14 protein-coding genes and 1 pseudogene are annotated in these 12,467 nt (G+C 68.4%); 6 read left to right on the top strand and 9 right to left on the bottom strand.

Annotation, left to right across the window (positions count from 1 at the left end):
* Positions 1-970: 970 nt before the first annotated feature.
* Positions 971-1,285 (top strand): hypothetical protein, encoded by a 315-nt coding sequence (locus ACWGIG_RS29750; RefSeq protein ID WP_453324780.1) that lies wholly within the window; start codon positions 971-973, stop codon positions 1,283-1,285.
* Between the two features lie 109 nt (positions 1,286-1,394).
* Here ACWGIG_RS29750 and ACWGIG_RS29745 read toward each other — a convergent pair whose 3' ends face one another.
* The 4 genes from ACWGIG_RS29745 to ACWGIG_RS29730 all read right to left on the bottom strand — a co-directional run bounded on the left by ACWGIG_RS29745 (position 1,395) and on the right by ACWGIG_RS29730 (position 3,999).
* Positions 1,395-1,538 (bottom strand): hypothetical protein, encoded by a 144-nt coding sequence (locus ACWGIG_RS29745; RefSeq protein WP_453324779.1) that lies wholly within the window; start codon positions 1,536-1,538, stop codon positions 1,395-1,397.
* Between the two features lie 383 nt (positions 1,539-1,921).
* Positions 1,922-2,674 (bottom strand): hypothetical protein, encoded by a 753-nt coding sequence (locus ACWGIG_RS29740; protein WP_453324778.1) that lies wholly within the window; start codon positions 2,672-2,674, stop codon positions 1,922-1,924.
* A 121-nt stretch (positions 2,675-2,795) separates the two neighbouring features.
* The gene (locus ACWGIG_RS29735; protein WP_453324777.1) at positions 2,796-3,047 is read right to left on the bottom strand and encodes a DUF7660 family protein; all 252 of its coding nucleotides are present in this window, start codon (positions 3,045-3,047) and stop codon (positions 2,796-2,798) included.
* Between the two features lie 364 nt (positions 3,048-3,411).
* On the bottom strand, positions 3,412-3,999 hold the full coding sequence (locus tag ACWGIG_RS29730) for a TetR/AcrR family transcriptional regulator (RefSeq protein WP_453324776.1): 588 nt from the start codon (positions 3,997-3,999) through the stop codon (positions 3,412-3,414).
* A gap of 142 nt (positions 4,000-4,141) precedes the next feature.
* Here ACWGIG_RS29730 and ACWGIG_RS29725 point away from each other — a divergent pair, with 142 nt between their 5' ends.
* The gene (locus ACWGIG_RS29725) at positions 4,142-4,924 is read left to right on the top strand and encodes an SDR family NAD(P)-dependent oxidoreductase (protein WP_453324775.1); all 783 of its coding nucleotides are present in this window, start codon (positions 4,142-4,144) and stop codon (positions 4,922-4,924) included.
* A gap of 496 nt (positions 4,925-5,420) precedes the next feature.
* Here ACWGIG_RS29725 and ACWGIG_RS29720 read toward each other — a convergent pair whose 3' ends face one another.
* On the bottom strand, positions 5,421-6,473 hold the full coding sequence (locus ACWGIG_RS29720) for an SMI1/KNR4 family protein (RefSeq protein ID WP_453324774.1): 1,053 nt from the start codon (positions 6,471-6,473) through the stop codon (positions 5,421-5,423).
* A gap of 531 nt (positions 6,474-7,004) precedes the next feature.
* Between ACWGIG_RS29720 and ACWGIG_RS29715 the strand changes: the two genes are divergently transcribed.
* From ACWGIG_RS29715 to ACWGIG_RS29705, 3 genes are all read left to right on the top strand, one after another.
* Positions 7,005-7,304 (top strand): transposase, encoded by a 300-nt coding sequence (locus ACWGIG_RS29715; protein WP_453324773.1) that lies wholly within the window; start codon positions 7,005-7,007, stop codon positions 7,302-7,304.
* Between the two features lie 801 nt (positions 7,305-8,105).
* A complete protein-coding gene (locus ACWGIG_RS29710; RefSeq protein ID WP_453324772.1) occupies positions 8,106-8,603 on the top strand; it encodes a GNAT family N-acetyltransferase in 498 nt (165 codons plus the stop codon).
* Between the two features lie 589 nt (positions 8,604-9,192).
* Positions 9,193-9,582 carry a hypothetical protein gene (locus ACWGIG_RS29705; RefSeq protein WP_453324771.1) on the top strand — a complete coding sequence of 130 codons (390 nt, stop codon included), beginning with the start codon at positions 9,193-9,195 and terminating at the stop codon, positions 9,580-9,582.
* Between the two features lie 204 nt (positions 9,583-9,786).
* On the opposite strand, the pseudogene ACWGIG_RS29700 reads toward ACWGIG_RS29705, so the two are convergent.
* Positions 9,787-10,116: pseudogene (locus ACWGIG_RS29700) on the bottom strand (transposase); the annotation flags it as partial.
* A 122-nt stretch (positions 10,117-10,238) separates the two neighbouring features.
* On the opposite strand from ACWGIG_RS29700, the gene ACWGIG_RS29695 reads away from it, so the two are divergent.
* Positions 10,239-10,895: a maleylpyruvate isomerase family mycothiol-dependent enzyme gene (locus tag ACWGIG_RS29695; RefSeq protein WP_453324770.1), complete on the top strand. Its 657-nt coding sequence runs from the start codon at positions 10,239-10,241 to the stop codon at positions 10,893-10,895.
* 68 nt (positions 10,896-10,963) lie between these two features.
* On the opposite strand, the gene ACWGIG_RS29690 is transcribed toward ACWGIG_RS29695, so the two are convergent.
* From ACWGIG_RS29690 to ACWGIG_RS29680, 3 genes are all read right to left on the bottom strand, one after another.
* Entirely contained in the window at positions 10,964-11,464 is a 501-nt protein-coding gene (locus ACWGIG_RS29690; RefSeq protein ID WP_453324769.1) for a hypothetical protein, read from the bottom strand.
* Positions 11,465-11,554: 90 nt separating this feature from the next.
* Entirely contained in the window at positions 11,555-11,944 is a 390-nt protein-coding gene (locus ACWGIG_RS29685) for a hypothetical protein (RefSeq protein WP_453324768.1), read from the bottom strand.
* 35 nt (positions 11,945-11,979) lie between these two features.
* On the bottom strand, positions 11,980-12,467 hold a 488-nt coding region (locus ACWGIG_RS29680), incomplete at its 5' end, for a pentapeptide repeat-containing protein (RefSeq protein WP_453324767.1).

The following is a 12,467-nucleotide window of genomic DNA, read 5'->3' as shown; positions in this document are numbered from 1 at the left end:
GCTCCAGGCCGGTCGGCACGGTGCCCCGCGTCCCGCACGGGACCTCCCGTACCCGTTCTCGCGACAGCCGTCGCCCACGGACCGGTCAGCCGATGCAGAGCGAGCCGACGCAGCGTCAGCCATTGACCGGACTGACCAAGCCAACCCGATTGATCTCCACGACGACGGGGCCTCGGCGTCGCACACTGGTGCGCCGACTGACCGCAGGGGGACTATGGGCTACCAGGTTTTCGATACTTCGGGACTACCGCCGGAATACCGGGTCGAGTGCTTGTGCGATGTTGTGAATCGGGGCGCCGTGCCCACTCGGATCGCCGACGACTGCGTGGCGGACCTCGACGGGCGGGTGGGAATCGCGACCCTGGGCCCCGTGCAGCTGACCACCATGTCCTTTCCCGCACGGAGTTCGGACCGTCCTTCGCCGACCTTCTGGACAAGCACGTCGTCACAGCGCGAATAGTTGGCGCGACGTGCGAGGCGATCGATTTCGGCCTTGCCACTCTTGACCTGCCCCCCCGTATCTCAGTGCTGTGACAGCCAACGATGACTACAAGCAGCAGGACGAAGAACCTGCTCGACAGGGTGAAAGATCATCAACGTGCAGCTGCCCCCCATGGATATGCGCTGATGAACGGCTGGGCCTCCCCTGCGACATCCCGGGCGCACTCCTTGGAGCAAATGGCGTGAGACGGGCCTCGATTGTCCGTGGTGGCTGAAAGGCGGGGCGCATGGGCTTGTTGACTGCACTGATGGTGCTCACGCCCCGGCGCCGTGATTCGGGGCAGGGCGGCGGTCAGACCCTGACCGCCCGTTCTCGATGACGAGGGCCAGCCCGCTCGCGCCAGGCGTTCGGGGCCCGGGAAGCGGATCGCCGCGTCGGAAAACCGAGGATCGCCAGGGGAACGAACTGCGCCTGACTGTGCGACAGTTCATGATGTCGTGCCACCGGCTGCCGGGGGAAAGGCGGAATATGGCGCACGAAGAGAAGGACATGCTGACGGCTCGCGAGGTGAGCTACTTGTGGCCGGGCGTCCGTACTCACTCGGTGTATGTGAATGCGGTGGCCCATGGGGTGCGGATAGCAACGGATAGCTGGCTGACCACTACGGGGTACGCCCACCAGGTGCGGTACAACGCCGACGACGTGCGCCGAGTGGCCGCGCAGGTAGCGGCCGAGCCACTCAAGGGGCCGTCCCAGGTACCGTGTTGTCTGGTGCTGATCGTTCTGGCAGCGGCACCGCTCGTGTGGCTGGCGGTACAGATAGAAAGCGCAGGCGGGTGGTGACGGTCAAGTGTGTGGCTGCGCGGCCGGTCGGCCGCGAGATGCTGGGGTGTCAACTGCATCATCTCTGGCTCGTTGGGCAGGGCGCTTCCGAGCCTCAAGGAGAGGCCGATCAGATGCCTGCACGCGTGGGCCCGGCGTCCGCACGTCCGTAGCCGAGCACCTGGGCGAGGACTTGTCGGAACGCGATGAGGTCTTCGGCCGGCGCTTCGATGACGGCCTCGATCTCGCTGTCGGTGCAGAGAAGGCCGGTCAAGTACACGCCGTTCGGTCCGGCCGCCTTCAGCTCCCCGAAGCCCTTGGGACCGACGTGCTCCAGAAGCAGGCGGGCCGGCCGCCGCCGATCGAAGAAGGGTGGAGCTCTTCTGGAGGGACGGGCTGAGTCGGCACGTTGGCAACCCGGCCGTCGGCGTTGCGGCTGCCCCTCGCCGGCACACCTCAGGTCGGCATGTCGAGCACGATCAAGATCGGCAGAGCGGTCGTCGCTGATGAGCGGCAGGCCGACAGGAACTGCCGGAAGGATCACACCACATGTGCGGACTCGCAGCACTGTGCGGGGGGCGTCCCTCCGAAGGAGCTACACCCACCGAGGATCGCATCCTCGCACCGGTCTTGGCCCAGGGACATCGGGATGATTGCTCATGCCTGCCCATGACCCGGGCGCGCTGGAGGAGACGAGGACAGGCTCACCCCGCGGGGGGTGCCCACCCCCGTTCTGCGCGGCCCTGCTTGTCGGAGTCTCCCGAGCGGCGGGCGTGTGCCAGCAGTCGGGCGCGCAGCGGTTCGGGTAGGCCGGCGATGTCCCGTTTTCTGGCGCGGGCGAGTCTTCCAGCCCACCAGATGTCGTACGGCTCCGGCGTCGTGCCGGTCGCCGGCCCGCGGGTCGGTCAGGCCGGTGAGCAGGTCGGTGATCGGTACCCTGCCGAGCAGCTCGTCGGGCGTGCCCTCGTGGGCGGGGTAGCCGGAGCAGCGCCCGCTGCCGGAGCCGTACCGGTGGAGCAGGGCCAGTACTCGCTCCACGGGGTCGGGGCATGCCAGCTGCAGTCGGTCCGTGAGTTCCGCGAGCAGTCCGGGGGAGGGGCTGCCGCCGGTGCGGGAGAGTGCGCAGACCCGGTCGGCGAGCCCTTCCAGCCCGGCGGGCATCGCGGCCAGCCAGTGGCGCTCCTCCTCCTCGGTCCCTTCCTCTGCTCGTCGCCGGTCGGCTTCGAACTGCTGGCTGGGGCTGGGCATGCCGTGCCTGTCCAGCCATGCCAGGAGCAGGCGGCCGTCGGCGAGGACGGCGTCGCTCTCCCACTGCCCCCACCTCGGGGTTGCACCGTGGTGCAGGACGACGACTGCGAGCCGCTCACCGTCCCGGTCGAATACTTCAAAGCGGACGTCTCCGAGGCACATGCAGTGGAACCCGGGCAGTGTCCGACTGCCTGGCAACAGGGTGCCCCGCGCCCGCATTTCGGCTGGAGTCCCTTGGGGCGTCGTTCTTTCTGCGGGAAGTTATTGATCGGTTGAGGTCCTCTCACTCGTAGACGGTTGCGGCCGTGAGGGCTCGGGCGAAGTAGGTCCAGTTGCCCTCGGGCGGCAGTTCCTGGTCGAGGTTCCGGTACCAGTTGTCTGAGCTTTCGACCCACGCGGCCGTGGCTTCCAGGTAGCGGTCGAGCGTGGGGTTCTCCCACTCGTGGCAGCGCTGTGGGAAGTCTCGGTGGAGGTCGCGGAGGAATGCGACCGGGGCGTCGCGGTCTCGGAGTTCGTCGTCGGGTGACAGCGGCATGGCGGCACGGTATCCCTGCCGGGCTTTTGTTCGCTTCGCCGTGATTCGCCAGGCGGCCCTGGGGCTCAGGGCCCCGGTCAGGCGGTGGGGCCGTATTCCAGCCGGCCCGGGTCGGGACAGACACAGGGGTGCTCACGGCGTGCGTGGTAACGCCGGTGGACGATGCCGTTGATGACTTGTCGGTGATCTCGCCAACGGCCGCACCGGTTGTTGCGCTTGGGCAGGAGGGGCTCCCACACGGCCCACTCCTCGTCGGTCGGATCCCCTCTGCTGAGCATGACTTCAGACAACGAGTCGCCTCGCTGGCGAGGCACTGTGCCCAGGCTGCATTTCCCGTGTCGGACCGCGGGCCGAGGGGCTGGTATCAGGGGGCGGCCGGCGTGCCGATGCCGTGCAGCAGGGTGTCGACCACCCGCGTGGCGAGGGTGTCCACGGCGGCGTCCGTGTCCGGTGCTTCGGCCGCTGCCTCGTGGATGAGCGCGTAGTACACGCGCCGCGCCCAGTCCAGATCGGTGTCGGGCCGCAGCAGACCGGCGTCGCGAAGCCGGGTGAACAGCCGCTCGCACTGGGCCAGCACCGCGGCGTGCACCCGCGCGACCTCGGGCGCGTCGGTGGGAAGGGCGCCCATGGCAAAGCCCCATCCGATCTTCACGCGCAGCACGTTCGCGGTGACCTGGTAGAGCGCGACGGCAGGCGGGGCGGTGTCCGGCCGGGCAGCTTCGACGGCGTCGTGGAACCGCTGTGTCGCCCATGCGGCCAGTGCTGCGATCAGGGACTCCCGCGAGGCGAACCGCCGGTGCACGGTGGTCCGGGCGACCCCGGCGGCCTCGGCGATCTGTTCCATCGGCGCCGCCGGGTTCGTGGACAGTACCCGCTCTGCGGCTTCGAGGATCGTGCGGACCGTGCGCTCGGCGTCGGCGCGGAGCGGTTTGGCGGAGGCAGGCAGCGCCATGGGAGTACGGCCCCTTCTGGTTCGGCGGATGACCCGACGATGGTACGTCCATGTGCCAACTCACCAGCAAGTTGCAACATCAGTGTCGCATGTTCTACGTTCTGTGCGACATGCAAGATGCTTTTATTTGTGGAGGGACACCATGGATCTGCAACTGAACGGCAAGACCGCCCTGGTTACGGGCGCCAGCCGCGGCATCGGGCTGGCCGTCGTCCGGGCCCTGACCGCCGAGGGCGTCCGGGTCGTCGCGGCAGCCCGCACTCCCACCCCGGAACTGGAGGCCGTCGGCGCGACGCCAGTAGCGGTGGACCTGTCCGATCCCGCCGGAGCCGAGCACCTCGTCACCCAGGCCATGGCCGAGTTGGGCGGCATCGACATCCTGGTCAACAACATCGGCGGTGGTGACGGCGGTCTGAGCGGCGGCTTCCTCGACCTGACGGACGCGCAGTGGGCACAGGTGGTGGACCTGAACTTCTTCGCGACCATCCGTGTGACCCGCGCGGCCATGCCCGCCCTGCTGGCCGCTCGCGGCGCGATCGTCAACGTGTCCTCCATGGGCGCCCGCGTCCCGCACGGCGGCCCCATCGCCTACACGACGGCCAAGGCCGCACTGACCGCGTTCAGCAAGGCCCTCGCCCACGAGTTCGGCCCGAAGGGGGTGCGAGTGAACACCGTCTCGCCCGGTCCGGTCCGCACCGACATGTGGGAGAGCCCGACCGGCTACGGCGCTGAGCTGGCCGCATCCATGGGCATCCCGCAAGCCGACCTCCTGGCCGGTCTGCCTACGGCGATGGGCATGCTCATCGACCGGCTCGTCGAACCGGACGAGGTCGCGACCCTCGTCGCATACCTCGCTTCGCCGCTCGCCGCCGCGACCACCGGTGCCGACCACGTCATCGACGGCGGAGCGATCAAGACCACCTGAACACCCTCTTTTCCCCCTTCCCTGTCTCTCCGGTCTTGATCGGGGAGACAGGGCCTCACGTGTCCGCCATGGGCTGTGCTCGCGCCCTGGGGGCACGGTCGGCCTCGGGAGGTCCGTGGTCCGCAACACACACCGGGAACGTCTCGTTCTTCTCCCCGGGCTGCCACTGGCCCGTTCGGCCCATGCGGTCAGCGAACCGGACGCGCGACGTTGTCCGACGGCCGTGCGCCGCTGGGTGCCGCACCAGCGGGCTCCTACCAGCCTTCGCGGCAAGCAGCTCCTCCAGCGCCTCGCGGTAATGGTCCTGGTAACCGTCCAGGGCGTCGTCGGAGGCCATCTCCTCCATCAGGGCGATCGCCGCATCGACCTCGGCGTCATCGAGGTCGGTCTCCCGCGGGACGAGCTCGGCGGGGGAGCGGATGCCCCCTGGCGAACGTTTCGCTGGTGAAGCGGCCGTGAGACGGCGCAGGTCAGTGACTGTGCCCTTCGGTACGTCCTAACCCGAGGCGTGGCGGCCGTTGATGACAGCGCGTACGGCCCGATCACCGCGAGGGTCGGCCATCAGGCGGGCGATGTCCCACCAGCGCAGCAGCAGCGCAGGATAGTGCGGCGGGATCGCGTCCATGAAATCCCGGTCGAACCGTGTGCGGACGTTCTCGTGGCGCAGTGCGGAGCGGATGTCGTCCATGGACGGCGGGCGGTGGCGGATGGCGGGCGGCAGCATGGCCTCGTACTCCGGCGCCAGCTTGCGGCCGGGCTCGACCATGATGTTCCCGCCCAGCGCGGCGGCAACGTCGCCCTCCAGCTCCTGCTGGGCCTGCACGGCACGCTCCCACCAGCGGTCCCGGAAGGCGGTGGGGGCCTCAGGGTCGGCCAGGTCGAGGGCATCGCGCTGCTCGTCGAACTCCGCACACTCATCGCCGGGCAGAGCTTCCCGGATCGCGCCGAGAGTCTTCGCGGGATGGCGCGGTGAGGCCTGGCCAAGGTGGCGCACCAACTGCTCGCTACGCTCCTCGTCAGGGAGTCCCCAGACCAAGGCGCCGCGCAGCATGCCGGGCTTCTCCGGGCCGGCCGCCGCCAAGGGGGCTTCCAGGCTGATCGCCATGAGTTCCAGGTAGGCGGGCAGCGACTCGTACTCCCGCTCGCGCTCCCCGAACCTGGTCCACCGGCACACTTCCCCGGTCTCACCGTTCAGGTAGAGGCCGTAGACGGTGTCGTCGGGGTGGAAGGAGCAGAACGGTATCCACGATGGCTTCCACAGCACCAGCGTGTCCTCGTCCTCGGCGGTGTCCTCGCCGTTCTCCTCCTGGAACCGCATCTGCATCTGGTGGACCTCGATCACGGCGTTGAGCGGCATCAGGGTCCAGCCGCCCAGCATGAGCCCCGAACCGTCTACGCCGTCCTCACCGGCGGACAGCCGCCACAGCGCCTTCAACTCCTCCCGGACGTTCACGCCGAGGGTTTCTTCCAGAGCCACGATCTCGTCGTCGGAGGCACCAGGCCTGAGCGCCGCGTACGACGGCGGGGCGTACTCGGTCAGCCATTCCACGATCCGGCTCCATGCCCGCGTGACTCGCACATCTGCTGGTATGTCAGTGGTCATAATCACCACGCTCGCATTGCGGCCCGACCCCTCACACAGCGGGGCCCGAGCGCCTTACAGGGACCGTCAGGCATGGCAGTGGTGAGCGGTGAGCGGCCACGTCCGCCCCACCGTTGACTCCCGCCAGTCCATCCGGACACCGTCGCCACAGTGCTCCGTCGGGCTGCCCACCTGGGTGATTCGGCAGATCGAGCTCCAAGGACGGGAGCTGACTCCGATCACTGCCTCCTCCCTCCTCGAATGGCAGCAGGCCCGCGACGTCGGCCGTCCGGACGAGTACGGCAGCAAGTTCGGGGGCACGGCGGAACTGTCGACCTCGGAGTGGGAAGGACACGACCCACAACCGCTGACCTGCGAGGAGTTCGAAAAGGTCTGGGACACTGCCCGCAAAGACCCTGCTGGTCGGCGTTGTGAACCTTCCTCTTGATCGCGGACCCTGGAGACTGGGACCTGAGGTTCCAGAGGACGTAGCACCAGGTGGGAAGCACGTACACGAAGCGGTACGCCGAGGATTTCAAGCGGGGCGCGATCGCGCGCGTCGATTCCTCAGGCAGGACGGTCACGGCCGTCGCCCGAGAACTCGGGGTCAGCACGGAGTCCCTGCGCGGCCGGTGCCGGCGGGCCAAGGCAGACCGGGGCGAGGGCCGGCCCGGTGAGCCGACCACGGCCGGACGCGACGAGCTCAAGCGGCTCCGGAAGCAGAACGCCGAGCAGGCCAGGACCATCGAGGCCCTGCGAAAAGCCGCGGTCTTCTTCGCGAAGGAGAGCGAGCGGTGAACGGCATGTACGCGTTCATCGAGGCGGAGAAGACCACCCGCAGTGTTGCTTTCCTGTGCCGGCTGCTGAACGAACGTGGCCCGCTCCTCTTTCTGCGCCTGGCGGTCGGCGGCGAAGAACCGCGCCGCCCGGAAGACGGCCGACGACGCCCTCGCCCACGAGATCACCGTCATCCATGCCGCCTCCCGCACTACCTGCGGAGTCCCGCGTCCAGGCACAACTCCGCAGACCGGGACGCCGTGTGAACCGCAAGCGCAACACCCGCCTCATGCGCGCACGCGGCATCCAGGGTGCCCCTGGCCGCAAGCGCCGCTCGCTGACGAGGCCGGACAAGAAGCCCCGGCCGGCCCCGGACCTGATCGGCCGCGACGTCCACGCCGACACTCCCGCAACCACGCTGGTCAGCGACATCACGTTCCCCCCGACGGCCGGGGGCCGGCTCCATCTCGCCTGTCGGCCGAACTCCGCCACACGCTCGGCCAGTTGGGCCTTCCCCAGAGTTGCGGACGGACCGGATCATGTTTCGACCACGCCGCCGCGTAGAGCTTCTGGGCCCTGCTCAAAGAAGAGATCGGCACCCGCGTCCGACCCGACCACGCGAGCGCCCGGACCGAAGTCTTCGCCTTCATCGAGACCTTCTGCAACCGCCACCGCCTGCGCACACACACAGACCTCGGCTACCTCACGCCGGCCGAGACCCGACAACTGCACCAGCACACCCTCGCGGCACAACGATCACGTGTCCAAGAGCACGGGGAAGCTTCAGGACAGGCCTACAAGGCGAACTGAGAGCATGGGCTCATGGACGATGCAGTAGCCCTCGGCAAGTTCGTTGTGCGCAGCGCGAGTGAGTCGGATGGGGACGTGCTGGTTGGGATCGATTCGGTCGCGGTCGCAGGTGATGTCGGGAGACAGGCCAGTATCCGAAGATGGTGCCGGCAGGGCCTGGTGGTCGTAGCAGAAGACGTGTCTGGTCTGCTTGGCTACTGCGTGGTTGAGTACACGTTCTTCGAGCAGGGCTTCGTCACGATGCTCATGGTGGCCCCATCGGCCCGCGGCAGGGGCGTTGGTCATCGGTTGTTGGACGCCGTGGCCGCCTCGTGCACGACACCGAAGCTCTTCACCTCGACCAACGTCTCCAACCAGCCGATGCAGCGGCTGCTCCGAAAAGCCGGATGGAGCCCGGTTGGCATTCTCCACGGTCTCGATGAGGGCGACCCGGAGCTGTTCTATCTCCGCCGACCACAGACCGGTCTATCTCCGCCGACCACAGACCGGGCGGACGCACCCGTGACCTGAAGCGGATCGCACGAGTTCATCGGATGTGTCGCCTCCACGGGTTCGTGCGGCCTTGTCTCACCCTGCCTTCAGCGACGTCTCCCGTGCGCATCTCGGCGGACTGATGGAGGAGCTGACGGGCCGGTGGCTCGCCCGGTAGGAGTCCGCACTACGTGAGCGACGTGGTGCCGAGAGGCAGTGGGACGCTGGTGCCGGACCGAAGCACAACCTGGTCTTCACCGACCGTGTGCTGGTCACGCTGGTGCATCTGCGCACCGGGCTCCCGCACGTCGCGCCGGCCGAGCTGTACGGCACAGCCCCTCCGCGATTTCCCGGGCCATCAGCGAGATCCACCCGCTGCCGGCCGCACGTGGCTTCGTCGTCCCCGACCGTCCGGCGTCAGGCTGCGCACTGCGCACCCTGGCGAATGCATTCGCCTACGCCGAGGCCGAGGGGATCCGCCTGCGAATCGACCAGCCCCACCGCCCGGTGTGCCAGCGCCTCCGCCTGGACAGTGGTCGTAGCCGACCCGGCTCCCGCCTCGGATACCGTGTTCCTCTACGGAGCGCCACAACGAATGTGACGCCCCCCACCGGAGGTAGTTCAGCCTATGAGTTCAAAGCGCAGCAAGAATCCAGCCCTGCCCGTACTTGACGACGCATTCCGACTCGCGTCGGTCAAGGACGCCGAAGAGTCCACCCGTGACTTGGCCGCGCGGTTGGTCACCACCGAGCTGCGCCGCGTTTCCCACCCGGGCCGGGTCACCTGGGAGCCCACCGATCAGGCCGAGCCCGTACCGGTCCCGCCGACTGTGGTCGACGGTGACGGGGACCTGTGGCTGCGGGACCGGGGCACCGGCACCTGGACCATGCCCGAGTTCAACCCGAAGGAGTTCCCCGCCCGCTGTGGCGAGGTTCTGACGTGGAACCAGCTTGCCCGCGAGTTCGGCCCGCTTACCGGACTGGCCGACGACCGCCGCATCGGCGGCGGCCGGCGCTGACCGCGCAGCCTTCTGGGACGACCGCGCCCCTGAAGCGCCCGTTACGGGTAGCTGGGAGCTCCAGCTCACCGCCGAGCGCGACGATGGCGGCGAGCAGGTGCGCGTGGTGGTCGGTCACGATGTCTCCATGCTGCAGCCGGATACGTCGTCGCTGTCCGTGGGGCCGGGGTGGAAGAAGCGGGTGTAGCGGAGCCCGGCCTCCGGAGTGATCACGTCCGACCGCAGCCACGGCGAGACGTCGACGGCCAGGACCAGGCGCCCGTCCGGGAATCGGGGCAGCGGCAGGCTGGCCAGCAGCGACCGCAGCCGGTCCGTGTTGATCCGGCCCTGGTTCAGGCCGTCGTACATCGCACCGTGCCCGCGCCGGTGCTCGGGCAGGAGCGTCAGCTCGACCGCCGAGTTCACTGCACCGGGCGCACACAGCACCGCATCCGCCAGCTCGAACAGCTCGTCGCCACGGCCGGTCAGGCACGCATATAACTCGCCCCGGAAGCGGGACGCTTCTCCTACCACGGCTTCAGCCAGCAGACTCATCCTCCCGACCTTCGTCTTGTTCAACTGGAAGGTCGAATGGGGCTCGCTACGCGGGTGCAGTCGATGAGTTTGGGCGGCGATAGGAGTCAGATGGAGGACACCCGATCTCTGGAGGCTGCCCTATGGCTGAACCACACGTTCTGGAAAACCGGAAAGCTCTGGAAAGGGCGATCCACGTCGAGCGGTCCGCGCTCGCTCAAGACCTCACCGGGCTCAGCGAGGCCCAGTGGGCGAAAGCATCACTGTGTGAACGCTGGACCGTGGAGGAGGTAGTAGCACATCTGACGGCAGGTGCCGGCACGAGGATGTGGCGCTGGCTGCTGAGCATGCTGGCCGCTCGGTTCGACCCCGATCTGCACAACGACCGACGACTCGCAGGGCACCGTGGTGCTACACCTGAAGACACCTTGCGGCGATTTCGCGAAGTTGTCGCCGGGCCTGCCGGACCGACAGGACATACTGCGGCCTGGCTGGGCGAAATAGTCGTCCACAGCGAGGACATCCGTCGGCCATTGGGTCTTGTACGGACACCCCCGGTGGCCACGACGACCGCCGTGGCCCGGTTCTTCGCCAGCCGCGATTTCACCGTCGCGAGCAACACTGCGATCGCGGGCTTGCGGGTCGAGGCCACAGACGGACCGTTCACCACCGGCTCGGGGGATCTGCTCCGGGGGCCGACCCTCTCGCTGGTAATGGGGATGGCAGGCCGCGCAGCGGCCTGCGAGGACCTTGAGGGGGACGGTGCGGCAGTCCTGCGCGCCCGACTGCGCTCAGGTTAAAGAACAAGCAAAGTTGTTGCACAAGGGTGGGCGCGGGCAGGCCGGTGGGCGGTTCTGGCCTGGGGTTTTCATCCGGTGAGGGCGAGGTTGTGCAGGGTGGCGACGACCTGGACGGCGTGGTGGAGGCCGGGTCCTTTCTGGCGGCAGTCGCGGAGGATCTTCGGGTTCCTCATCCGGGCGAAGGTGTGCTCGACCCGGGCCCGCACCCAGCGGTGCGCGGCGTTGTTGCCGGGCACCGGGCGGGCGGTGGCGATCACCAGGCGGGTGTCGGCGTCGATAAGGACCTGCACGTTCGCCGAGAAGCGATGGTTCCGCGAGGACGCGCCCACGCCCCGGTCACGGACCGGGACCAGGGTGCCGTCCACGATCCACAGCCGGCCGGTGTCAGTAACCGGCCGCGGGGTGGGCTCCAGGGTCAGCCGCGGGCGCGGCCGGTGGATGACCCGGCCTCCGCCGGGGCCGTTGCCGCCGCGTTCGCGCACCACCTTCACCAGCTTCACGAACCGGTCCATCCGCAGCCCGGTGAAGGTCTCCACCCACAACGCCTCGACCCGCAACACCCCACGCATACACGGGAGATGCCCGCCCCGAGGGCTTGTGCAACAACTTTTACAACGAGCAGTTGGAGACGGCCGGCCCGAAATGCAGATCTCCGACCGTTAAGCCGCGCATAGAAGGCCACCGGCAGGGACGGCGGGCGGCAGCGCGTACCCGGTGACCTGATCGAGAGTCAGGGCGATGCGTTCCACCCGCCTCCAACAGTCGGTGCGCGCGACGAAGTCCCGTTCGACGTCCTCACCACTTGCATCGAGGTCCCCGCAGTAGGAGAGAACGGCCGGGCGCGGGTCCCGCGCGGCACGCGCCCGGACGACGTCCGCGTACGTCTGGATGCCGTAGCCCCGCACGACCAGGACCGGCACCCCCAGCGGGCCCACCCACCGCGTGATCAGCGAGCGAAGGGTGTCCTTCTCGGCGTACCGGGACGACAGCCGCCGGTACGCCGGGGCAGTATGCGGCAGCACCCCCTCGGTGACGAGGTGGTAATACACCTGACGCAGCGTGCACCCGTGCGCGCCGTACCCAACTACAACCGTCCGCGCCCGTTCCAGCACGCCCGCCCACACGATCCGCTCCACACCGGTACACCGGTGCATGTACCCAACGCCAGGTACGAACGGCTGCGCACACGGGGCAGCAGACTAGCCGGAACCACCTTGACGCCATGCGCGAGGAAGGCGAGGTTCTGCGGCAAGGGGACGGAGGCGTTGGACGGAACCAAACAGGACGGCGCTGACCCGCTGGCAGTACCGAAGTCCGCGGTGCCGCCGGTGAACGCCGCATTCCTGAAGTTCACGGTGCCACCAGTGAACGTCGCGCCGCTGAAGTCCACGTGGCCGCCGGTGAACGCCGCGCCCCTGAAATCCATGTTGCCGCCGATGATGATTCCGGTGAAGTCGAAGTCGCAGCCTCGCCACGAGCGGTGTGTGTGCTGCCAGACGGCCCCCGGGTGTGCACGTTCACCGGGGGCCGTCTGATGGAGGTAGTGCTCGGGGGCACTGCCCTCTCCAACGC

It is taken from the genome of Streptomyces sp. NPDC054863 (assembly GCF_053610825.1).
Note: the sequence above shows the minus strand (reverse complement) of the source record. Positions and strands in the feature narration are given on the sequence as shown.

What these genes read in the sequence shown, in the direction of transcription:
- ACWGIG_RS29750 (WP_453324780.1), top strand. Translation starts at nt 971, where the DNA reads ATGGCGCACGAAGAGAAGGACATGCTGACGGCTCGCGAGGTGAGCTAC.
- ACWGIG_RS29740 (WP_453324778.1), bottom strand. Translation starts at nt 2,674, where the DNA reads ATGTGCCTCGGAGACGTCCGCTTTGAAGTATTCGACCGGGACGGTGAG.
- ACWGIG_RS29735 (WP_453324777.1), bottom strand. Translation starts at nt 3,047, where the DNA reads ATGCCGCTGTCACCCGACGACGAACTCCGAGACCGCGACGCCCCGGTC.
- ACWGIG_RS29730 (WP_453324776.1), bottom strand. Translation starts at nt 3,999, where the DNA reads ATGGCGCTGCCTGCCTCCGCCAAACCGCTCCGCGCCGACGCCGAGCGC.
- ACWGIG_RS29725 (WP_453324775.1), top strand. Translation starts at nt 4,142, where the DNA reads ATGGATCTGCAACTGAACGGCAAGACCGCCCTGGTTACGGGCGCCAGC.
- ACWGIG_RS29710 (WP_453324772.1), top strand. Translation starts at nt 8,106, where the DNA reads ATGGACGATGCAGTAGCCCTCGGCAAGTTCGTTGTGCGCAGCGCGAGT.
- ACWGIG_RS29705 (WP_453324771.1), top strand. Translation starts at nt 9,193, where the DNA reads ATGAGTTCAAAGCGCAGCAAGAATCCAGCCCTGCCCGTACTTGACGAC.
- ACWGIG_RS29695 (WP_453324770.1), top strand. Translation starts at nt 10,239, where the DNA reads ATGGCTGAACCACACGTTCTGGAAAACCGGAAAGCTCTGGAAAGGGCG.
- ACWGIG_RS29690 (WP_453324769.1), bottom strand. Translation starts at nt 11,464, where the DNA reads ATGCGTGGGGTGTTGCGGGTCGAGGCGTTGTGGGTGGAGACCTTCACC.